Origin of the sequence: Pseudomonas sp. PLMAX (genome assembly GCF_046042685.1) — a bacterium.
In the GTDB taxonomy this organism is placed as follows: domain Bacteria; phylum Pseudomonadota; class Gammaproteobacteria; order Pseudomonadales; family Pseudomonadaceae; genus Aquipseudomonas; species Aquipseudomonas putida_AE.
In genome coordinates, this window is record NZ_CP064949.1 from 6493608 (window position 1) to 6514120 (window position 20513).

General features: G+C 61.0%; 22 protein-coding genes. 5 read left to right on the forward strand and 17 right to left on the reverse strand.

Features of this window, described 5'->3' with window-relative positions:
* Positions 1-144: 144 nt before the first annotated feature.
* From DKB71_RS29605 to DKB71_RS29665, 13 genes are all read right to left on the reverse strand, one after another.
* Positions 145-1092 carry an LD-carboxypeptidase gene (locus DKB71_RS29605; RefSeq protein ID WP_408599069.1) on the reverse strand — a complete coding sequence of 316 codons (948 nt, stop codon included), beginning with the start codon at positions 1090-1092 and terminating at the stop codon, positions 145-147.
* Positions 1093-1263: 171 nt separating this feature from the next.
* The gene (lipA, locus tag DKB71_RS29610) at positions 1264-2286 is read right to left on the reverse strand and encodes a lipoyl synthase (RefSeq protein ID WP_406591207.1); all 1023 of its coding nucleotides are present in this window, start codon (positions 2284-2286) and stop codon (positions 1264-1266) included.
* Between the two features lies 1 nt (position 2287).
* Entirely contained in the window at positions 2288-2935 is a 648-nt protein-coding gene (gene lipB, locus DKB71_RS29615; RefSeq protein ID WP_274074459.1) for a lipoyl(octanoyl) transferase LipB, read from the reverse strand.
* The gene (locus tag DKB71_RS29620) at positions 2935-3210 is read right to left on the reverse strand and encodes a DUF493 domain-containing protein (RefSeq protein ID WP_003215438.1); all 276 of its coding nucleotides are present in this window, start codon (positions 3208-3210) and stop codon (positions 2935-2937) included. The genes lipB and DKB71_RS29620 overlap by 1 nt, the downstream gene beginning before the upstream one ends.
* Positions 3211-3295: 85 nt before the next feature.
* Positions 3296-4453 carry a D-alanyl-D-alanine carboxypeptidase family protein gene (locus DKB71_RS29625; protein ID WP_274074458.1) on the reverse strand — a complete coding sequence of 386 codons (1158 nt, stop codon included), beginning with the start codon at positions 4451-4453 and terminating at the stop codon, positions 3296-3298.
* Positions 4454-4649: 196 nt separating this feature from the next.
* A complete protein-coding gene (locus tag DKB71_RS29630) occupies positions 4650-5657 on the reverse strand; it encodes a septal ring lytic transglycosylase RlpA family protein (RefSeq protein WP_274074457.1) in 1008 nt (335 codons plus the stop codon).
* The gene (gene mltB / locus DKB71_RS29635; protein WP_408599072.1) at positions 5657-6667 is read right to left on the reverse strand and encodes a lytic murein transglycosylase B; all 1011 of its coding nucleotides are present in this window, start codon (positions 6665-6667) and stop codon (positions 5657-5659) included. Before mltB ends, DKB71_RS29630 begins: the two co-directional genes overlap by 1 nt.
* A gap of 17 nt (positions 6668-6684) precedes the next feature.
* A complete protein-coding gene (rodA, locus tag DKB71_RS29640) occupies positions 6685-7788 on the reverse strand; it encodes a rod shape-determining protein RodA (RefSeq protein ID WP_274074601.1) in 1104 nt (367 codons plus the stop codon).
* Positions 7789-7819: 31 nt separating this feature from the next.
* On the reverse strand, positions 7820-9715 hold the full coding sequence (gene mrdA / locus DKB71_RS29645; protein ID WP_274074455.1) for a penicillin-binding protein 2: 1896 nt from the start codon (positions 9713-9715) through the stop codon (positions 7820-7822).
* 10 nt (positions 9716-9725) lie between these two features.
* Positions 9726-10193, reverse strand: a complete 468-nt coding sequence (gene rlmH / locus DKB71_RS29650) for a 23S rRNA (pseudouridine(1915)-N(3))-methyltransferase RlmH (protein WP_007937439.1) — start codon at positions 10191-10193, stop codon at positions 9726-9728.
* 9 nt (positions 10194-10202) lie between these two features.
* The gene (gene rsfS / locus DKB71_RS29655; RefSeq protein WP_008065972.1) at positions 10203-10697 is read right to left on the reverse strand and encodes a ribosome silencing factor; all 495 of its coding nucleotides are present in this window, start codon (positions 10695-10697) and stop codon (positions 10203-10205) included.
* A 73-nt stretch (positions 10698-10770) separates the two neighbouring features.
* Positions 10771-11460 (reverse strand): nicotinate-nucleotide adenylyltransferase, encoded by a 690-nt coding sequence (gene nadD, locus DKB71_RS29660; protein WP_408599075.1) that lies wholly within the window; start codon positions 11458-11460, stop codon positions 10771-10773.
* Position 11461: 1 nt separating this feature from the next.
* Complete coding sequence (locus DKB71_RS29665; RefSeq protein WP_408599077.1) at positions 11462-12733, reverse strand: glutamate-5-semialdehyde dehydrogenase; 1272 nt, start codon at positions 12731-12733, stop codon at positions 11462-11464.
* Between the two features lie 189 nt (positions 12734-12922).
* Here DKB71_RS29665 and DKB71_RS29670 point away from each other — a divergent pair, with 189 nt between their 5' ends.
* Both DKB71_RS29670 and DKB71_RS29675 read left to right on the forward strand, forming a co-directional pair.
* Positions 12923-13621, forward strand: coding sequence for a DNA-3-methyladenine glycosylase (locus DKB71_RS29670; RefSeq protein WP_323607793.1), 699 nt, complete (start codon positions 12923-12925; stop codon positions 13619-13621).
* Between the two features lie 174 nt (positions 13622-13795).
* Entirely contained in the window at positions 13796-15112 is a 1317-nt protein-coding gene (locus tag DKB71_RS29675; protein WP_408599080.1) for a bifunctional DedA family/phosphatase PAP2 family protein, read from the forward strand.
* A 136-nt stretch (positions 15113-15248) separates the two neighbouring features.
* On the opposite strand, the gene DKB71_RS29680 is transcribed toward DKB71_RS29675, so the two are convergent.
* From DKB71_RS29680 to DKB71_RS29695, 4 genes are all read right to left on the reverse strand, one after another.
* Positions 15249-15509, reverse strand: a complete 261-nt coding sequence (locus tag DKB71_RS29680) for a hypothetical protein (RefSeq protein ID WP_408599082.1) — start codon at positions 15507-15509, stop codon at positions 15249-15251.
* A gap of 110 nt (positions 15510-15619) precedes the next feature.
* Positions 15620-16210 (reverse strand): LON peptidase substrate-binding domain-containing protein, encoded by a 591-nt coding sequence (locus DKB71_RS29685; protein ID WP_274074450.1) that lies wholly within the window; start codon positions 16208-16210, stop codon positions 15620-15622.
* 11 nt (positions 16211-16221) lie between these two features.
* Positions 16222-16938 carry an LrgB family protein gene (locus tag DKB71_RS29690; protein WP_008065952.1) on the reverse strand — a complete coding sequence of 239 codons (717 nt, stop codon included), beginning with the start codon at positions 16936-16938 and terminating at the stop codon, positions 16222-16224.
* The gene (locus tag DKB71_RS29695) at positions 16935-17297 is read right to left on the reverse strand and encodes a CidA/LrgA family protein (RefSeq protein WP_408599085.1); all 363 of its coding nucleotides are present in this window, start codon (positions 17295-17297) and stop codon (positions 16935-16937) included. The genes DKB71_RS29690 and DKB71_RS29695 overlap by 4 nt, the downstream gene beginning before the upstream one ends.
* A 194-nt stretch (positions 17298-17491) precedes the next feature.
* On the opposite strand from DKB71_RS29695, the gene DKB71_RS29700 reads away from it, so the two are divergent.
* The 3 genes from DKB71_RS29700 (at position 17492) to DKB71_RS29710 (ending at position 20448) form a co-directional block, all read left to right on the forward strand.
* Positions 17492-17947: a MaoC family dehydratase gene (locus tag DKB71_RS29700; protein ID WP_274074448.1), complete on the forward strand. Its 456-nt coding sequence runs from the start codon at positions 17492-17494 to the stop codon at positions 17945-17947.
* 113 nt (positions 17948-18060) lie between these two features.
* A complete protein-coding gene (locus DKB71_RS29705) occupies positions 18061-19779 on the forward strand; it encodes a C13 family peptidase (protein ID WP_408599087.1) in 1719 nt (572 codons plus the stop codon).
* A 27-nt stretch (positions 19780-19806) separates the two neighbouring features.
* On the forward strand, positions 19807-20448 hold the full coding sequence (locus DKB71_RS29710) for an oxidoreductase (RefSeq protein WP_274074446.1): 642 nt from the start codon (positions 19807-19809) through the stop codon (positions 20446-20448).
* Positions 20449-20513 lie beyond the last annotated feature (65 nt).

Sequence of the window (20513 nt, forward strand, 5' to 3'; positions counted from 1 at the left end):
CGCCTAATCCACTGTTGTAGGAGCGAGCTTGCTCCGGGCGGCGTTCCGACGATGGACTCAAGGGCGCCGCGTTTAGCCAGTAAACACGCGTTATCGTTGACGTCCATCGCGAGCAAGCTCGCTCCTACACGGGGGGGGCGAGGTTTAGCGTCTTACGACGTTTTGTTCCAGCGCCAGTTGCTGTTTACCCGCATCCAGTTTCACCAGCGCCCCCATCGGCAGCGTCAGGTTCGGATTGCAGTGCCCGCTGCGCCACCCGGACAGCACCGGGATGCACAACGGTTCTAGGGTCTGCTTCAGCAATCGATCCAGGGCCTGCGCCTCTACCCCCGCTATATCGCCCACCAGGACCCCACGCAGCTTGTGCAACACGCCCGCCAGGCGCAGATGGGTCAGCAGTCGGTCGATGCGATACAGCGGCTCGTTGATGTCTTCGATAAACAGGATGACACCCGCGGCATCGATCTCGAAAGGCGTGCCCATGGTCGCGGCAATCATCGACAGGTTACCGCCTAGAAGGCGGCCATAAGCGACGCCCGGCACGATTGTCGTCAAGGGGCGGCCAACCGGATGGGCAAGCACCATACCGGCCCTGCATTGCCCTCTGAGCATGTTGAAGAACGAGGATTCGGTCGGCGGCAGCCGCTCGCCCAGCAGATCGGCGTTGAGCAACGGGCCGTGGAAGGTCACGAAACCCGCGTAGCGGCTGATCGCCAGATGCAGCGCGGTGATGTCGCTATAGCCGATGAATGGCTTGGCGTTTTGGCGCAGCAGCTGGAAATCGATGCGATCGAGCAACCGCGGGGTACCGTATCCGCCGCGCAGGCAAATGATCGCATCGACCTCGGGATCCATGAACGCGGCATGCAGGTCATTGAGTCGCACCTCGTCGCTGCCGGCCAGGTAGCCGTCCTTCTCGAACACCCCGGGAAAAATCCGCAGCGCATAACCGCGAGCTCGCATCCAGGCGATGGCCTTCTTGGTGTCCAGCGCCGCCGGACCTGCAGGCGCGATAACAGCGATCAGCCCTTGCATCGGCAAGGCCGGTACAGGCGTGTGGGGAATGAGCGTCGGGTCAGGTCTTGCGTTCATCCATGGATCTCCCTGCGTGAAAGCATCAAGCACACATTAGTCAGGAACGCAGACAAACAGAAGCGGATCAAGCATCTCGCAGTCGCAGGAAAAGACTGATGTGCCTGTGAGACAGGCAAAAAAAGCCCGCAAGGCCGTTTGAACGTTGCGGGCTGTTTGTTCATGGCCGAATCAGGACGACATCAACTCGGCCTTGACCAGCTTCGCCTGCTCGTCGGCGTGGTACGAAGAGCGTACGAGCGGGCCGGAAGCAACGTTCTTGAAGCCCATTTTGTAACCTTCCTCGGCGAACCAGGCAAAGGTGTCCGGGTGCACGAAACGCTGCACCGGCAAGTGACTGCGCGACGGTTGCAGGTACTGGCCGAGGGTCAGCATGTCGATGTCGTGCTCGCGCATGCGCTTCATGACTTCGATGACTTCTTCGTCGGTTTCGCCCAGGCCCAGCATCAGGCCGGACTTGGTCGGAATGTGCGGCATCATCTGCTTGAAGCGTTGCAGCAGGGTCAGCGACCACTGGTAGTCCGAACCCGGACGCGCAGCCTTGTACAGGCGTGGCACGGTTTCCAGGTTGTGGTTGAAAACATCCGGCGGCTCGGCGGCGGTGATTTGCAGGGCGATGTCCATGCGGCCACGGTAATCCGGAACCAGGGTTTCGAGCTGTACGTTCGGCGACAGCTTGCGGATCTCGCGGATGCAGTCGGCAAAGTGCTGGGCGCCGCCGTCACGCAGGTCGTCGCGGTCGACCGAGGTGATCACCACGTACTTGAGTTTCAGGTCGGCGATGGCGATGGCCAGGCTTTGCGGCTCGTTGACGTCCAGTGGCTTCGGACGGCCGTGGCCGACGTCGCAGAACGGGCAACGACGGGTGCAGATGTCGCCCATGATCATGAAGGTTGCAGTGCCGCCGGAGAAGCACTCGCCCAGGTTCGGGCAGGACGCTTCTTCGCACACGCTGTGCAGCTTGTGTTTGCGCAGCAAGGCCTTGATGCGGTCGACTTCCGGAGAGACCGGGATGCGTACGCGAATCCAGTCAGGCTTCTTCGGCAGTTCGGTGGTCGGAATGATCTTTACCGGGATGCGTGCAACCTTCTCGGCGCCGCGCAGCTTGACGCCGGCTTCAACCTTGGCACGCGGGGCCGGGCGCTCGGTGACATCGAGCGTCGGGATCATGGTTTGCACTGCATCAGTAGTCATATCAGTCGATTCCGCCCGTGAGGGTCGTCTGCTCAGCATAGTCGAGGTGTTTGACGAGCTGCGCGCGCAGCCGGGCACTTACCTCGGCAAATTCAATCGATCCTGCGTGATCGCTCAGCTGGGTCATCGCCAGCCCGGCGTAGCCGCAGGGATTAATCCGTCGAAACGGTTCCAGGTTCATGTCCACGTTCAGGGCCAGGCCATGAAAGGAACAACCGTGGCGGATCCGCAGACCCAGGGAAGCGATTTTCGCGCCATCGACGTACACGCCCGGCGCATCCGGCTTGGCCGCGGCGGTCACGCCGTAACTGGCGAGCAGTTCGATCAGGCATGCCTCCATGCGACTTACCAGGTCGCGTACGCCGAAACCCAGCTTGCGTACGTCCAGCAACAGGTAGGCCACCAGTTGCCCGGGCCCGTGATACGTCACCTGGCCACCGCGATCAACCTGCACCACCGGGATATCGCCCGGCAGCAGCAAGTGCTCGGCCTTGCCGGCCTGGCCCTGGGTGAAGACCGGCGGGTGTTCGACCAGCCAGATCTCGTCGGCGGCATCGCTGCCGCGTTCGTTGGTGAAGCGCTGCATGGCATGCCAGACCGGCTCGTAAGCCATCTGGCCAAGCTCGCGAAAACCCACCGCGGCGGACATCACAGCACCATGTGCACGAAACCGGTGGCCCGCAGTTCGCTGTTGATGTTGTACAGCTGGTCCTGGTCGGTCGCGACGATGTGCAACTGGATGGTGGTGTATTTGCCGTTTGTGCTCTGGCGCTCATCCACGCGGTCATGGTTGATCGTCGCGTGTTTCTTGACGATCTCGATGATCTTGTCCTTGTTGCCCACACCAGTATCGCTGATCACCTTAACCGGGTAATCCACGTTGGGGAATTCGATCTTGGGCGCCTTTACTTCGGTATCGGTCATGGCGTAACGGCCTCGTAAGCGTAAGCCGTGGCGACGGGCATAGCCCCACGCCGGATCAGCGCGGGGGCCATGCTGGTGCACACTATCAGTTGAACAAGCCGTAGAAGAATAGACGGATGCTATCCCACATGCGACGGAAGATACCACCCTCTTCGACGCCATCCAGAGCGATCAGGTCGGCGCTGTGCACCACCTTGTCTTCCAGTTTGACTTCGACTTTGCCGATCACGTCGCCCTTGGCGATTGGCGCAACCAACTGCGGGTTCATGGTCATGCTGGCGGCGAGCTTTTTCAGCTGGCCTTTTGGCAGGGTCATGGTCAGGTCTTGAGCCAGGCCTGCCTTGATCTGGTTGGTGGCGCCTTTCCAGACCGGAGCCTGGGCCAGTTCGGTGCCCTTCTGATAGAAGGTCTGGGTTTCGAAGAAGCGGAAACCGTAGGTCAGCAGCTTCTGGGTTTCGGCGGCGCGAGCCACTTCGCTGTTGGTGCCGAACACCACGGCGATCAGGCGCATGCCATCACGTACGGCCGAAGACACCATGCAGTAGCCGGCTTCGTCGGTGTGACCGGTTTTCAGACCGTCAACGGTCTTGTCACGCCACAGCAGCAGGTTGCGGTTCGGTTGCTTGATGCCGTTCCAGAAGAACTCTTTCTGCGAGTAGATCGCATAGTGAGCCGGGTCTTCGTGGATGATCGCGCGGGCCAGCACGGCCATGTCGTGAGCCGACGAGTAGTGCTCGGGGTTCGGCAGGCCGGTCGGGTTCATGAAGTGGCTGTTGGTCATGCCCAGGTCAGCCACGGTCTTGTTCATCATGTCGGCGAACGCGTCTTCGCTGCCGGCGATGTGCTCGGACAGCGCAACGCTGGCGTCGTTACCCGACTGGATGATGATGCCGTGCAGCAGGTCGCTGACAGTTACCTGCGAGCCGACCTTGATGAACATCCGCGAGCCGCCGGTACGCCAGGCGTTTTCGCTGACGGTCACCGGATCGTTTTCACCGATCTGGCCGCGACGGATTTCGAGGGTCGCGATGTACGCGGTCATCAGCTTGGTCAGGCTGGCTGGCGGCAGACGCTGGTCACCATTGTTTTCGACCAGCACGTTGCCGCTGCTGGCGTCCATGAGCACGTAGGCCTTGGCGGCCAGTTGCGGTGGCGACGGCATCATCTCGACCGCGAATGCGGCAGGCGAGAGGAGCAGCGGGACTAGAAGGCACAGGCGTTTGGCAAAGGTGGTGATGTTCATCCGTCTCTCGAAATCGCTAATGGAAACTTGCCCGAGGGCAAAACTATTCAGACAGCCTTCTAACGGGCCGTCGCGTGTTCAGCTGCTCACTCAGTAACCCTTGCCGGGCTTTTGTTCTTCAACGAGCCAACAACCTGGTTCACCCCCCAAAACCGCAGATGAACCGTCAATCAAGTTCTACGTATTACTCAGTGGCTTACTCGGTCACTACGCTCGGCGAACCGAGATTAGCCAGGCGCACACTGTTCTGCACTTGCTGGATTTCACCCGGCGAACCGATCGGCCCCAGGCGCACCCGATGCAGTGTCTGTTGATTGCGCACGATCGAGCTGATGAACACCGGAGCGCTCACCATCCCGCTGAGCTTGGACCTCAGCAGTTCGGCAGCGTCCGGGTTGGCGAACGCGCCCACCTGCAGATACTGGCCAGACGCTGATGCAGAAGCGTTTTTTTTTGCATCCACTTGTACCGGGACAACGGCGGCGGCGTGTTGCTGCGGTGGTGGCGTCCATTGCTCGACGGTACCGGCCGAGGCCGTGATTACCGGGGCGCTATTCTGCGCGACTTTCGGCTCATTGAGCATCAATGGCGCCGGACGGCCTTTGGCGGCCCACCATTGCTGCGGGTCGATGCCTTCGACCTTGACCCGCGCGGTGCCGGTTTCGGCGTAACCGAGCTTCTTCGCAGCCGCATAGGACAAGTCGATGATCCGGTCCGAATAGAACGGCCCGCGATCGTTGACACGCAGGATCACGCTCTTGTTGTTGTCCAGGTTGGTCACCCGGACGTAACTTGGCAGTGGCAATGTCTTGTGCGCGGCACTCATGCCGTACAGGTCATAGACTTCGCCGTTGGCGGTGTTCTGACCGTGGAATTTGGTGCCGTACCAGGACGCCGTACCCGACTGCACGTAGGTCTTGGACTCTTGCAACGGGAAGTAAGTCTTGCCCAGCACCGTGTACGGGTTGGCCTTGTATGGGCCGGTGTGCAGGGTTGGCGTGGCGTCCGGGATGCGGGAAACGTCGACGTCCCACCATGGCGCGCCATCCTTGTGGGCACGGTTGATGTCCAGCCCCGGCGTCGAGCGCACGGCGGTGGTAGTCTTCTGCGCCGGCGCGCGGCTGGTCGAACAACTGGCAACCAGCACTGCCAACGCGGCAAATGCCATCAGCTTCAGGGGTTTATTCATAGGCAATGCCCGCATTACTTGACGCCCCGTGCTTGGACCAGCTGTTCAGACAGTTGATGTACGGCCATGGCGTACATCACGCTGCGGTTATATCGCGTGATCGCGTAAAAATTCTTCAGGCCCATCCAGTATTCAGGGCCATTGTCGCCTTCCAGGCGGAATGCGGTAACCGGCATATCATCGCGCAGCGCATCATGACTTGACCAGCCCAGGGCCCGCAACTCTCCAACGGTTTTAGTCGGCTCGATACCGGCGGTCAAACCATCGTCCACCTGTTCGCCGCGCACGTCGGCGCGGCTGACCACCGGCTCGCCGGCAACCCAGCCGTGGCGCTTGAAATAGCTGGCGACGCTGCCAATGGCATCGTCCGGGTTGTTCCAGATATTGATGTGGCCGTCTCCGTCGAAGTCCACCGCATAGGCGCGAAAGCTGCTCGGCATGAACTGCGGCAAGCCCATGGCGCCGGCGTAGGAGCCCTTGAGGGTCAGTGGGTCGACCTGCTCTTCCCGGGCCAGCAGCAGGAACTCACGCAATTCCTTGCGGAAAAATTCGGCACGGGGAGGATAGTCGAAACCGAGGGTCGACAAGGCATCAATTACCCGGAAATTGCCGGTATTGCGGCCAAAAAAGGTCTCAACACCGATAATCGAGACAATCACCTGCGCCGGTACGCCGTATTCCTGCTCGGCACGGGCCAGCACGGCCTCATGCTGACGCCAGAAGTCGACGCCACGGGCAATCCGCGCATCGGTAATGAACATCGGCCGGTATTCGTTCCACTGCTTGACCCGTTCGGCCGGTTTCGAAATGGCATCCAGGATCGACTGCTTGCGCTGCGCCTCGCGGAACACGCCCATCAGTTGCTCACCGGCGAAACCATAGTCGCGGGTCATCTCACCGACGAACTCGGCCACTTGTGGCGAGCCGTCGTAATCGCCGGCCAACGCTTGTTGCGAAGTGCCAAGGATGCTTACCAGGCCGACCCATGGCGCGTATCGAGTCGCCCAGCCACGCATTGCTTGCATTGAACTCTTCACCTTATTCAAACCTGCGCGATCCACTTGCGATGGGTATGGATCGACATCAAAACCCCAAACGCTGACAGCAGCGTCACCAGCGAAGTTCCTCCGTAGCTAATGAACGGCAACGGCACCCCCACCACCGGCAACAGGCCGCTGACCATACCGATATTGACGAAAACATACACAAAAAATGTCATGGTCAAGGCACCCGCCAGCAATTTGCCGAACAAGGTCTGCGCCTGGGCGGTAATCACCAGCCCGCGACCGATCAACAGCAGGTAGATCAGCAGCAGCGCGCAAATGCCCACCAGGCCGAACTCCTCCCCCAATACCGCGATGATGAAGTCGGTGTGGCTTTCCGGAAGGAAATCCAGGTGTGACTGGGTGCCCAGCAACCAGCCCTTGCCGAACACGCCGCCGGAACCGATCGCAGCCTTGGACTGAATGATGTTCCAGCCGGTACCCAACGGATCGCTTTCAGGGTCGAGGAAGGTCAGGATCCGCTGTTTCTGGTAGTCGTGCATGATGAAGAACCACATGGCGATCGCCACGGGCACGGCGGCCGCCAGCACACTGACAATCCAGCGCCAGCGCAGTCCCCCCATGAACAGCACGAAGGCGCCGCCGGCCAGGATCAGCAGCGAGGTGCCGAGATCCGGTTGGCGCACGATGAGAATGAACGGGATGCCGATCAGCATCAGGCTGATGCCGACATGCTTGAGCTGCGGCGGCAAGGTGCGCTTGGACAGGTACCAGGCAATGGTCGCCGGCATCAGGATCTTCATGAATTCCGAAGGCTGGAAGCGTATGACGCCGGGAATATTGATCCAGCGCGTGGCGCCCATGGCGTTGTGGCCCATGACATCAACCACGACCAGCAAAAGCACGCCGATCACATAACCGACCGGCACCCAGCGCGCCATGAAACGCGGTTCGAACTGAGCGATAACGATCATCGACACCAGGCCGATGCCGAACGACGTCGCCTGCTTGGCCAGCAAATCCCAGCTCTTGCCACTGGCCGAATACAGCACGAACAGGCTGCCGGCAGCCAGGGTCAGCAGCAGGATCAGTAGCGGACCGTCGATGTGCAGGCGCTGCAGCAGCGTTGCACGACGACGCATCACATCCTCGCTGGAGAGCATGCGATCAAAATTATTCATCACGGGCGGTTGCCTCTGCACTGATTGGGGCGGCGTATTCGGGCTTCAGGCGACCGTCCTGGCCCAGCAGCCAGGCGTCCATGACTTGACGCACCACCGGCGCGGCCACGCCGGAGCCGGATTCACCGTTCTCGACCATCACCGACACCACGATCTTCGGATCGTCGGCCGGCGCGAAGCCAACGAACAGGGCGTGGTCGCGATGACGCTCCTGGACCTTGGAACGGTCGTACTTCTCGCCTTGCTTGATCGCCACCACCTGGGCGGTACCACTCTTGCCGGCAATCCGGTACTGCGCACCGATCGAGGCCTTGCGCGCGGTGCCTCGGGCGCCGTGCATGACCTGCTGCATGCCATGGTTGACCCGCGTCCAGTCCGACGGATCGCGCAGGATGATGTCCGGCATCGGGTTCTCGTCCACCGGCTTCTCGCCTTCGATGGTCTTGGCCAGGTGTGGACGGTTCCACACGCCTTTGTTGGCCACCAGTGCCGTGGCCTGGGCCAGCTGCAATGGCGTCGACTGCATGTAGCCCTGGCCGATCCCCAGGATCAGCGTTTCCCCCGGGAACCACGCCTGTCGGCGGGTCGCTCGCTTCCATTCGCGGGTCGGCATCAGCCCCGGCGATTCTTCGAACATGTCCAGGGAGACCTTCTGGCCAATGCCGAACTTGGTCATGTACGCCGACAACCGATCGATCCCCAGCTTGTGGGCCAGGTCATAGAAGTAGGTATCGTTGGACCGCATGATCGCCGTATCCAGGTCGACAAAGCCGTCGCCGGTACGGTTCCAGTTGCGGTATTTGTGATCGTAGTTGGGCAGCATGTAGTAACCCGGGTCGAACACCCGGGACGAAGCGGTCACCACGCCCGCGTCCAGCCCCGCGATCGCTACGGCCGGCTTGATGGTCGAACCCGGCGGATAAAGGCCACGCAGGACACGGTTGAACAGCGGCCGGTCGATGGAGTCGCGCAGCTCGGAATAGGCCTTGAAACTGATGCCGGTGACGAACAGGTTCGGGTCGAAGCTCGGCTGGCTGACCATCGCCAGCACCTCGCCGGTTTTCGGGTCCAGCGCCACCACCGCGCCACGACGCCCGCCAAGCGCGGCTTCAGCGGCTTCCTGCAACTTGATATCCATGCTCAGGACTATGTCCTTGCCGGAAATCGGTTCGGTACGTTTGAGCACCCGCAATACGCGTCCGCGGGCGTTGGTCTCGACTTCCTCGTAACCCACCTGGCCGTGCAGCTCCGGCTCGTAGAAGCGCTCGATGCCGGTTTTGCCGATGTGGTGGGTGCCGCTGTAATTGACCGGATCGAGCGACTTCAACTCTTTCTCGTTGATCCGCCCCATGTAACCCACCGAGTGGGCAAAATGCGCACCCTGCGGATAGTGACGGACCAGTTGCGCGACCACTTCCACCCCGGGCAGGCGGAATTGATTAACGGCAATGCGGGCGATCTGCTCTTCGGTCAGTTCAAACAGGATCGGCACCGGCTCGAACGGCCGTCGCCCCTGGCGCATGCGCTTCTCGAAAATCACCCGATCCTCGGGCGTCAGCTCCAGCACTTCGACGATCACATCGAGCACTTGCTGCCAATCGCCAGAGCGCTCGCGGGTCATGCTCAGGCTGAAGCTAGGTCGGTTGTCGGCAATCACCACGCCGTTGCGGTCGAAAATCAAGCCGCGGGTCGGCGGAATCGGCTGCACATGGACGCGGTTGTTTTCCGACAGGGTCGAGTGGTATTCGTACTGGATGACCTGCAGGAAATACAGGCGCGCGATCAGCACCCCAATGAGCAGCACCACTGCAATGGCACCGAACACGACGCGGCCACGCACCAGACGGGCGTCTTTTTCGTGGTCCTTGATGCGGATCGGTTGGGACATGAGGGCGCAACTACTTGTGGTAAGGGTGACCGGACAGCACTGTCCAGGCACGATACAGCTGCTCGCCGATGAGGATGCGCACCAGCGGGTGCGGCAACGTCAGCGGTGATAGCGACCAGCGCTGATCGGCACGGGCGCAGACTTCCGGTGCCAGCCCTTCGGGGCCGCCAACCATGAAGTTGACCGTGCGCGAGTCCAGCCGCCAGCGATCGAGCTCGACCGCCAGCTGCTCGGTGCTCCAGGGCTTGCCGTGGACTTCGAGGGTGACAACGCGCTCGTTTGGCCCGACCTTGGCCAGCATGGCTTCGCCTTCCTGACGGATGAAGCGCGCCACGTCGGCGTTCTTGCCACGGGTATTGAGCGGTATTTCCACCAGTTCCAGCGCCAATTCGGACGGAAGACGCTTGGCATATTCATGCCAGCCTTCTTCCACCCACTTGGGCATGCGGGAACCGACGGCGATCAGTCGCAGTCGCACAGCCGTTCCTTATTCCTGGTCTTTGTTGAGCTTGGTGAAATGCTCATGACCGACTTCAGGGCTGTGGTGTTTGCCATCAGCGGCACGGCTCTGCTCGGCGCCTTTCCACAGGCGCTCCAGGTCGTAGAACTGGCGGGCATTGGAGGTCATCATGTGAACGATCACGTCGTCCATGTCCAACAGCACCCAGTCGCTGTCGCCCTTGCCTTCTTCACCCAGCGGCTTGATGCCCAGGGCTTTGACGGCTTCGCGAACCTTGTCCAGCATCGCGCCGATCTGGCGGTTGGAGGTACCGGTGGCGATGATCATGTAGTCAGTGATGCTCTGCTTGTCGCGAACATCGATCACCAGCACGTCCTGGGCCTTGACGTCTTCCAGGGCGGCTACGGCGATCTTGACCAGCTCGTCGCCTTTTGGCGGTTCGGCAGCCAGAACCTTCTCAGGCAGCGGAGCGCTCTTGAACGTGCCTTTGCGTTTAACTTTGCTTTCGTTGTTGCTCGTCATATAAAACTCGTTTTGCTCGTATGTTCGGGCGCTTCGGTACACGTTGTTGCCACGTGCCTTGAAGCACTCCTATTCAGTTCGACGCACGGTAAAGTCCGTGCGCATCGATGTAGGCCAGGACCGCGTCGGGCACCAGGAAACGTACCGACTTACCGCTGGCCAGCAGTTGACGGATCTGGGTGGCGGAAACCGCGAGCGGTGTCTGCCAGACGAATGCAATCTGTCCGCTCGGCCCCTTGAGGGCCAGCGGGTCGCTCACCGAGCGCGCTGCCAGCAGGTTGCGCAAGGCATCCGGCGGTTCGCTGTCGGCATCCGGGCGTTGCAACACCAGGATATGGCAATGCTGGAGCAACTCTTCCCAGCGGTGCCAAGTGGGCAGGCCGCAAAATGCGTCCCAGCCCAAAAGCAGAAAAACCTGGGTCTCGGCGGGCATTTCGGCACGCATCAACTCCAGGGTATCAATGGTGTAGGACGGTTTGTCCCGCTGCAATTCGCGGTCGTCCACCACCAACGGTGCCACACCGGCCACCGCGCATTCGACCATCGCCAGACGGTCTTTCGCCGACACCTGCGGCGTACCCCGATGGGGCGGCCTGGCACTGGGTGTCAGGCGCAGTTCATCGAGCGCCAGCGATTCGGCGACTTCCAGCGCACCCCGCAAATGGCCGACGTGCACCGGGTCGAAGGTCCCGCCCAGTACGCCGATGCGTCGAGGTGCAGGCGCGCTGGCGGTGACCGGGGCTGACGGGTCGAGGTCGCCCAAGTCAGACCGGCTCCTGTCCGCGCAACTGGCCATCACCGACCACGATGTACTTCTCGCAGGTCAGACCTTCGAGACCGACCGGGCCGCGGGCGTGCAGCTTATCAGTAGAAATGCCGATCTCGGCACCCAATCCGTATTCGAAGCCATCGGCGAAGCAGGTCGGGGTGTTGATCATCACCGACGAAGAATCGACTTCAGCCACGAAACGCCGGGTGTCGCCCTGGTGTTCGCTGACAATCGAATCGGTGTGATGGGAGCCAAAATGGTTGATGTGCTCGATCGCCTGGTCAAGCCCGTCGACCACGCGGATCGACAGGATGGGCGCCAGGTACTCGGTGCTCCAGTCCTCTTGCGTGGCCGGCACGGCATCGATAATTGCCCGGGTGCGTTCGCAGCCGCGCAGTTCGACGCCTTTTTCGCGGAACTGGGCCGCCATCGCCGGCAGGAAATCTTTGGCAACGATTTGATCGACCAGCAGCGTCTCCATCGCCCCGCAGATGCCGTAGCGGTAAGTCTTGGCGTTGAACGCGATGCGCTGGGCTTTCGCCAGGTCGGCGTGCTCGCTCACGAAAACGTGGCAGATACCATCCAGGTGCTTGATCACCGGCACCCGGGCATCCCGACTGACGCGCTCGATCAGGCCACGGCCACCACGGGGCACAATGACGTCGACGTATTCAGGCATGCTGATCAGCGCACCAACGGCAGCGCGATCAGTGGTTTCCACCACTTGCACCACGGCGGCCGGCAGATCGGCCTCGGCCAGGCCGCGCTGGATGCAGGCGGCGATGGCGCGATTGGAATGAATGGCCTCGGAGCCGCCGCGCAGGATGGTCGCGTTGCCAGACTTCAGGCACAGGCTGGCCGCGTCGATGGTCACATTCGGCCGTGACTCGTAGATGATCCCGATCACGCCAAGCGGGACGCGCATCTTGCCCACCTGGATACCCGACGGGCGATAGCTCATGTCGCGGATCGCGCCGACCGGGTCGGGCAACGCCGCGACCTGGCGCAGGCCAACGATCATGCCGTCGATACGCGCCGGGGTCAGCGCCAGACGCTCGAGCAGGGCCGGCTCCAGACCATTGGCGCGACCAGCCGCCAGGTCCAGCTCATTGGCCGCGGTCAATTCGTCGCGGGCTGCATCCAGCGCATTGGCAGCCGCCTGCAGCGCGCGGTTTTTCTGCGCGGTGCTGGCACGGCCGATCACGCGGGAAGCCTCGCGGGCAGCGCGACCCAGGCGGGTCATGTAGTCAAGAACGGACTCAGTCATGGTCTGGAGTGGTCTTTGCTAAGGTCTTGGTAAAGAGTAAAGCGGCAGATTATAGCTGTCGTGTCCGCCGACTAACAGCGGTGACGGGCGGATGGTCGAAATCGAGGGCAATTTGCCGACGTTCAGCCGGGATTAAGCTGCAAATTGTTATCATCACGACTCACTCAGCCCTGATAAACGCCGTTCATCATGACTAACCTGACTGTTCGCGCCTCCGCCGAGGGCCTGCCCAAGGGCCTTCCGGACGCGTTTTTCGACCGCGACGCGCAAGTTCTCGCCCGCGATCTACTCGGAAAAGTCATCCGCCATCGGGTCGGCGATCAGTGGCTCAGCGCGCGGATCATCGAGACAGAAGCCTATTACTGCGCAGAAAAAGGCAGCCACGCCTCCCTCGGCTACACAGAAAAGCGTAAGGCTTTGTTTCTGGATGGCGGGCATATCTATATGTACTACGCTCGCGGCGGCGATTCACTCAACTTCAGCGCCCAAGGGCCGGGCAATGCCGTGCTGATCAAATCCGCCTACCCCTGGGTCGACGAGTTGAGCGGGTCGGCGAGCCTTGCGCAGATGTTGTTGAACAACCCCGACGCCCAAGGCCGCCCTCGCCCCTCGCAAAAGCTCTGCGCGGGGCAAACACTGCTCTGCAAGTCGCTGGGCTTGAAGGTGCCGGTATGGGACGCCAAGCGCTTCGATCATGAAATTTTACTGGTGGAGGATGTCGGACAGACCCCAGCCCACATCATCCAGGCCACCCGCCTGGGCATTCCCCATGGACGCGACGAGCACCTGATGTACCGCTTCGTCGACGCGGCCTATGCCGCCTATTGCACGCGGAACCCGCTGCGACGGGGCCAGGTCGAAGGTCGCGATTATCTAATACTGACCTGACACTGGAATGATTCATTGTAGGAGCGAGCTTGCTCGCGAATGCACCGGGTCAGTCGACATCAACGCTGGCTGATCCACCGCTTTCGCGAGCAAGCTCGCTCCTACAGGGGACCCGTAGCGTTTTAAGATGATATTCGCCCGCTAGGGCCATTTGAATTCGATGGAGTTGTTTTTATGGGCCCATGGCTCGAAAGCGTGACCGGCTGGTTGACGGTCAACCCGCAATGGCTGGCGGCAGCGGTATTCATCGTGGCCTTTGTGGAATGCCTGGCGATTGCCGGCCTGATCGTGCCTGGCACCGTATTGCTGTTCGCCGTGGCGGTACTGGCCGGCAGCGGCGCACTGTCATTGAGTGAGACCTTGCTCCTGGGTTTTCTCGCCGGCGTGCTCGGCGACGTGGTTTCGTATTTCCTCGGCCGCCACTTCCATCAGAACATCCGGCGCCTGCCGGGCTTGCGTCATCACCCGGAATGGATCACCGGGGCAGAAGCATATTTCCAGCGCTACGGTATCGCCAGCCTGCTGGTCGGACGCTTCATCGGCCCCCTGCGCCCGATGCTGCCGATGGTCGCCGGGATGTTCGACATGCCCTTCCCGCGCTTCTTCGCGGTCAGCCTGCTGGCTGGCGCCGGCTGGTCCGTGGCGTACCTGCTACCGGGCTGGGCCACGGGCGCGGCGATTCGCCTGCCGCTGCCCGAAGGCTTCTGGCTTGAGGCCGGCATCGTTGCCGGCAGCATTGCAATCATGGTCGGACTGAGCGCAACCAGCAGCCTGCGCCGCCATCGCAAGGCCACGGTGTTCATTGCCGGCATGAGCTTGCTGATTCTGGCGGGCCTGTTTATCGGCTATCCCCACCTGGACGCCCTCGATCAGGGGGTCATGACCCTGGTGCAGGAGCACCGCAGCCCGACGCTCGATGAAGTGGCGGTGGTCTTCACCCTGATTGGCGAATTCCGCAACATGCTGATTTTCAGCGCCTTGCTGGTGGTGCTGCTGCTGATTACCCGTCAATGGCGCCAGCTGATCTTCGCCACCACCACCCTGCTCTGCACCGCGCTGGGCAACACCCTGACCAAACACTTTTTCGGCCGCGTGCGCCCGGAGGTATTGAGCGACCCGCTGACCAGCTACAGCATGCCCAGTGGCCACGCATCCGGGGCGTTTGCACTGTTCCTGACCCTCGCCGTCCTGGCCGGCCGCGGGCAACCGCCACGGATGCGCCTGACCTGGTTGCTGGTGGCGTGCTTGCCGGCGCTGGCGATCGCCCTCTCCCGCGTTTACCTCGGTGCACACTGGCCGACGGATGTGCTGGCGGGCGCGATGCTGGCGTCGTGTGTTTGTGCGGCGAGTTTGTGGTTGATTCAGCGTCAAACCTCGCTCAACGCCATGCCACCCAGGGTCTGGTGGCTGGTCCTGCCATCGTTGGTAGCGCTTTTCGGATTCTTCGTCTTGCGGCATCTACCGCATACGATGTTGCGGTATTCCTATTAACAAAGATTTTCAGTCAATCTCAAGTCGCCCCCCAAAAAAAACAATCCCGCTCGAACTGAGCGGGATTGTTTTTTACAAGTAGTAATTTAACCTCATATAAAAGGCAAACTACGATCACGGGAACAACCAGTGATTATTATGGAAAAGGGATTCTGTTAATAGCTTCGGCAGCCCGCTCCTCAAGAAAGTCATGCAGACGTCCGTCATATTGCTTAAATACGGCATCGAGCTCAGCGTCTACCTTATCCCGGATTTCAACATACCGAGCAGCCGGATTGCGGACCACCAACTCATCGGCGATTTGACGCCAAATCTCAGTCAGAATAAAAAAATACGCCTCCCTTTGTGAGGGATCAAGCGGGCTAAAAACAGCAGAATCAACAACTTTAACATCCATAATTAAAACTCTCCTTGTTATGTCGATCCAGAAACCTGGACCACAAGGAAAACTTAATTAGAAGAACGTCGCCTTACAAGCATTTTAATTTTAAAATTAAAACAAAACAATTAAGCAAACAACTCCCCCTGCAACTCATCCAGCAACGCCTGAATCGCATCCAGCCGTTGCTGCGGATCATCAAGTTGCAGCAGGTCGATCTTGTCCACTTCGGCAAACGGCAACAGGTAAGCCAGCTGGTTGGCCAGCGACTGTTGTCCGGTGGCCTCCGTGCCCATGTTCAGCGCTTCGACCATCGGGTGTTCGGCCAGGGCCTTGAGCAAGGCCACCAGATCGGCGTCTTCGTCCTGCAGCGGCTGCTCAGGCTCGTCTTCCAGCCATTCGACCTCGGCGAGGATCAGCTGGTCGCGCTGGACTTCGGTGGTCAACACGTTGAACCGTCGCCCGCCCTCAACCCGTATCCCCAGCAGGCCGTTGTCCTGCTGCTGAAAATCGGTGATGCGCGCTTCACAACCGACCATGGCAAAGCCCTGGGGCGCGATACCGACTTCGCTCCCTTCAAGGATGCACACCACGCCGAAGCCGCCGCCCTGTTTCATGCAGCGACCGATCATGTCCAGGTAACGCGCCTCGAAAATCTGCAGATCGAGGATGCAACCCGGAAACAGCACCGTGTTCAGCGGAAAAAGCGGCAGACTCATAGACATATTCCTTACACCACCATCGACACCGCCAACGGCAGGAATACCGCCGTGGCCACGCCCATCAAACTCATCGCCAGCGCCGCGAAGGCGCCACATTCGTCACTTTCCTGCATCGCCACCGCGGTGCCGACCGCATGGGCGGTCATGCCCAGTGCCATGCCGCGAGCCTCGGGACTGTGGACACCAAGCCGGGTCAACAGGCTCGGGCCGAAGATCGCCCCGATTACCCCGGTGATCAGCACGAACACCGCCGCCAGCGCGGCGACGCCACCAATCTGCTCGGCTACCAGCATGGCGATGGGCGACGTCACCGATTTCGGCGCCATGGTCATCAGGATCATGTGTTCGGCCCCAAACCACCAGCCCAACAGCACGCCCATGCACGTGGCGACCACACCGCCTATCACCAGCGTAGTAAATATCGGCCAGAACAACTGTCGGATCCGCCGCAGATTGAGGTAAAGCGGCACGGCCAGCGCGACCGTCGCAGGGCCGAGCAAAATACTGAGGATCTCGGTGCTCTTGCGGTACTCGGCGTAGGTCAGACCGCAGCCGACCAGCACACCGATCACCAGCAACATGGAGACCAGCACAGGCTGCAAAAAGATCCAGCGGGTTTTCTCGAACGCCGCCAGCACCAGTTGATAGGCGCCGAGCGTGATGCCGATGCCGAACAAGGGATGATGTATCACCGACGTCCAGGCGCCGTGCCAGTCAAGGATCATTGGCCGTCCTCAGGTTGAACATGGCGCTTGACCATGCGTTGCATGAGGACACCAGCGAACGCCATCGACAGCAACAATGACAACACCAGCGAGCCGACAATGGCCCAGAAATCGGCGGCGATGTCCGCGGCGTACACCATCACCCCCACGGCCGGCGGCACCAGCAGCAATGGCAGGTAGCGCAGCAGGCTGCTGGCTGCAAGGTTCAACGGCTCACCGACCTGGCCACGACCGATCAGAAATATCAGCAACAGCAGCAGGCCGATGATCGGCCCCGGCAGGAAGGGCAAGAACAAATGGTTGATCGCGGTGCCGAGCAATTGGAACAGCACCAGCCAGGTCAGGCCACGTAACAACATCGAAGATCTCCCGCAAAATCGGTCACCCGCATTGGCCCGCGCATTATAAGCACGCTTGCGCTATGGACCGGCATTCGCCATAAGCATGGTCTGTTGACCGCGGCCTTTTGCCATGGTGATCTAAAGTGGTAAATCCGGGAGGTCAAATCCCCCCACCTAAAAACTATAAAATCGATGAACCCAGGAGAGTCTCAATGCCCTATGTACCCGTTGCAGAGCTCAAAGATTATATCGGCAAGGAACTCGGACGTTCCGAATGGCTCACCATCGATCAGGAGCGCATCAACCTGTTCGCCGAAGCCACCGGGGACTATCAGTTCATCCACGTCGACCCGGTCAAGGCCGCGCAAACGCCCTTTGGCGGCACCATTGCCCACGGCTTTCTGTCGCTGTCGCTGATTCCGAAACTGATGGAAGACATCCTCGTCATGCCAGAAGGCTTGAAGATGGTGGTCAACTACGGTCTGGACAGCGTGCGCTTCATTCAGCCGGTCAAGGTCGATTCGAAGGTGCGCCTCAAGGTCGAACTGTCCGAGGTCACCGAGAAAAAACCCGGTCAATGGCTGCTCAAGGCCATCGCCACACTGGAAATCGACGGCATGGACAAACCGGCGTACGTCGCCGAATCCCTGTCGCTCTGCTTCGTGTAAGCCCTCCGGGATGCGAAGCAGCACAGGCTGTTTCGCACCGGCTGTTTTTCTACCGGCTGTATAAGGACACATAGCTGCGGCATACTCGGTCGCCTAATTGCCCGGAACCCGCTATGCGCCCACTTGCACTCCTCGCCTTGACCCTGATGCTCACCGCTTGCGGCGACGGCGAATCGCTATTGCCCGCGGACGCCCGCCTGCCGGACGGTGGACGCTATCGCGGGGAGCTGGTCAACGGGTTGCTGCAGGGCCAGGGCCGCATCGACTACCCGAACGGCAGCTGGTACGCCGGCGAGTTCGATCAGGGCCAGTGGCATGGCCAGGGTGAATGGCATGGCAGCAATGGCGAGGTCTATCGCGGGCAGTTCAAGCAAGGCCTGTTCGATGGCCAAGGGTCCCTGACCACCAACGGTGGCAGTTACGACGGTGGCTTCAAGCTGGGCCGACGCGACGGCGAAGGCACCCTCAAAGAACACGGCATGCTTTACCGGGGCGGGTTCAAGGCCGACCAATATTCGGGGCTCGGCCGCCTGGAGCTCGAAGATGGCAGCGCCTATCAGGGCCAGTTCGCCCACGGCAAGCCCAATGGCGATGGCCAACGCAGCGACGGCAGCGGCAATCAATTCACCGGGCACTTCGTCGACGGTCAGCTGGAAGGCAACGGAACCTTCAACAGTGCCGAAGGCGATATCTATGTCGGCGGGTTCAAGAACAACCAATTGCACGGCAAGGGTCGTTATGAAAACGCCGACGGCGACGTCTGGCTGGGTCAGTTCAAGGAAGGTTCGCTCAACGGCAAGGGCGAATTGATCGGCGCCGACGGCAGCCATTACATCGGCCACTTCAGCGACTGGCGCTTCATCGGCCAGGGCCGCTTGAACCTGGCCGACGGCAGCTTCTACACCGGCCAGTTCGACAACGACACTTACTCCGGGCGCGGCACCCTGGTCCTCACCGACGGTTCCGTGCTCAGTGGCACCTGGATCAACGGCCAGCGCGTGCGCGATGCCGAGGGCAAATTGCTGCCCGACACCCTCGAGCTTGGCTTGCTGGCCCAGGGGCGCTTGCTCGAAGAGGCGCTGAGCAACGTTCCAGTCTCGACCCCGGCCGTGGAGCTTTATACCCTGACCCTTGGCGGCGACGGCAAGCAGAGCGTGTTCCTGCGCGAATCCGACTATGTCGCGAACATGCTCACCAGCCGCTTCGGCGCCTATGGCCAGATCCGCCTGGTGAACCATCGCGACCACCTCGGCGACCGGCCGATGGCAACCCGGGAGAACCTGCGGCGCGCCGCCCAGACGCTGGCCGAACGCAGCGGCCCGGAAGACCTGGTGTTCATCTACCTGACCAGCCATGGCACCAGCGAGCACGAACTGGTGCTCGACCAGCCGCGCATGGAACTGGCGGACCTGCCCGCCGACGAGCTTGCCGCCGTCCTTGCCCCGCTGAAAAACCGCGACAAGATCATCGTGATTTCGTCCTGCTACTCCGGCGGTTTCATCCCCGCCCTGAAGGACGAACGCACCCTGATCATGACCGCCTCGCGAGCTGACCGCGTGTCCTTCGGCTGTTCCGAAGAAGCTAACTTCACCTACTTCGGCGACGCCCTGTTCGCCCAGGCGCTGAACCAGACCGATGACCTGGAGCAAGCCTTCAAACTGGCCAAGGCCACTGTCGCCGAGCGCGAGCTGGCGGACAATTTCGAAGCCTCCGAACCGCAGATCTGGGCACCGAAAACCGTGCTCTCGCATTGGCAACTGTTACGTAAGCAGCAGGCACGAAAAGCGCTGCAAAGTGTCTCCATTGACAGCAAGGATGCAAAGAACAACTAAGCTGAACTGTATCAAGGGAGAAACATTATGTACTTGACGCCTCAGCACGTGTTGCTTGCCGGAGCCACTGGTTTGACCGGTGAACACTTACTCGATCGCTTGCTCAACGAGCCAACGATATCGCGAGTATTGGCCCCCTCGCGCCGACCACTGGCCGAACATCCGCACCTGGAGAACCCGGTAGGCGACCCCACTGAGTTCCTGCCGCAATTGAACGGCCGCGTCGACATCGCCTACTGCTGCCTGGGCACCACCATCAAACAGGCCGGCTCGGAGCAGGCGTTTCGCGCGGTGGACCTGGACATGGTGGTGGCGTTCGCCAAGCGTGCCCGGGAGATGGGCGCACGACACCTGATCGTGATCAGCGCCCTGGGCGCCGATCGCAGGTCCTCGATTTTCTACAACCGGGTCAAAGGCGAAATGGAGTATGCCTTGCGCGCGCAGGACTGGCCGCAGTTGACCATCTGCCGTCCTTCGTTGCTGTTGGGCGAACGCACCCAGCCACGCCTGGGCGAGCAGTTCGCCGGGCCCTTGTCGAAACTGATTCCCGGCAAGTACCGAGGCATAGAAGCCTGTCAGCTGGCCCGCGCGATGTGGCGCCTCGCCCTGGAGGAGCAGGATGGGGTGCGGATTGTCGAGTCGGATGAGTTGAGGAAGCTGGGCAAATAGATCAAAAGATCGCAGCCTTCGGCAGCTCCTACAGGGTGTACACCTTCCCAATGTAGGAGCTGCCG

Excerpts from the sequence above, each read along its gene's own strand:
- DKB71_RS29605 (WP_408599069.1), bottom strand. The coding sequence starts at position 1,092 with ATGAACGCAAGACCTGACCCGACGCTCATTCCCCACACGCCTGTACCG.
- lipA (WP_406591207.1), bottom strand. The coding sequence starts at position 2,286 with ATGACTACTGATGCAGTGCAAACCATGATCCCGACGCTCGATGTCACC.
- lipB (WP_274074459.1), bottom strand. The coding sequence starts at position 2,935 with ATGTCCGCCGCGGTGGGTTTTCGCGAGCTTGGCCAGATGGCTTACGAG.
- DKB71_RS29620 (WP_003215438.1), bottom strand. The coding sequence starts at position 3,210 with ATGACCGATACCGAAGTAAAGGCGCCCAAGATCGAATTCCCCAACGTG.
- DKB71_RS29625 (WP_274074458.1), bottom strand. The coding sequence starts at position 4,453 with ATGAACATCACCACCTTTGCCAAACGCCTGTGCCTTCTAGTCCCGCTG.
- DKB71_RS29630 (WP_274074457.1), bottom strand. The coding sequence starts at position 5,657 with ATGCGGGCATTGCCTATGAATAAACCCCTGAAGCTGATGGCATTTGCC.
- mltB (WP_408599072.1), bottom strand. The coding sequence starts at position 6,667 with ATGCAAGCAATGCGTGGCTGGGCGACTCGATACGCGCCATGGGTCGGC.
- rodA (WP_274074601.1), bottom strand. The coding sequence starts at position 7,788 with ATGCGTCGTCGTGCAACGCTGCTGCAGCGCCTGCACATCGACGGTCCG.
- mrdA (WP_274074455.1), bottom strand. The coding sequence starts at position 9,715 with ATGTCCCAACCGATCCGCATCAAGGACCACGAAAAAGACGCCCGTCTG.
- rsfS (WP_008065972.1), bottom strand. The coding sequence starts at position 10,697 with ATGACGAGCAACAACGAAAGCAAAGTTAAACGCAAAGGCACGTTCAAG.
- DKB71_RS29665 (WP_408599077.1), bottom strand. The coding sequence starts at position 12,733 with ATGACTGAGTCCGTTCTTGACTACATGACCCGCCTGGGTCGCGCTGCC.
- DKB71_RS29670 (WP_323607793.1), top strand. The coding sequence starts at position 12,923 with ATGACTAACCTGACTGTTCGCGCCTCCGCCGAGGGCCTGCCCAAGGGC.
- DKB71_RS29675 (WP_408599080.1), top strand. The coding sequence starts at position 13,796 with ATGGGCCCATGGCTCGAAAGCGTGACCGGCTGGTTGACGGTCAACCCG.
- DKB71_RS29680 (WP_408599082.1), bottom strand. The coding sequence starts at position 15,509 with ATGGATGTTAAAGTTGTTGATTCTGCTGTTTTTAGCCCGCTTGATCCC.
- DKB71_RS29685 (WP_274074450.1), bottom strand. The coding sequence starts at position 16,210 with ATGAGTCTGCCGCTTTTTCCGCTGAACACGGTGCTGTTTCCGGGTTGC.
- DKB71_RS29690 (WP_008065952.1), bottom strand. The coding sequence starts at position 16,938 with ATGATCCTTGACTGGCACGGCGCCTGGACGTCGGTGATACATCATCCC.
- DKB71_RS29695 (WP_408599085.1), bottom strand. The coding sequence starts at position 17,297 with ATGTTGTTACGTGGCCTGACCTGGCTGGTGCTGTTCCAATTGCTCGGC.
- DKB71_RS29700 (WP_274074448.1), top strand. The coding sequence starts at position 17,492 with ATGCCCTATGTACCCGTTGCAGAGCTCAAAGATTATATCGGCAAGGAA.
- DKB71_RS29705 (WP_408599087.1), top strand. The coding sequence starts at position 18,061 with ATGCGCCCACTTGCACTCCTCGCCTTGACCCTGATGCTCACCGCTTGC.
- DKB71_RS29710 (WP_274074446.1), top strand. The coding sequence starts at position 19,807 with ATGTACTTGACGCCTCAGCACGTGTTGCTTGCCGGAGCCACTGGTTTG.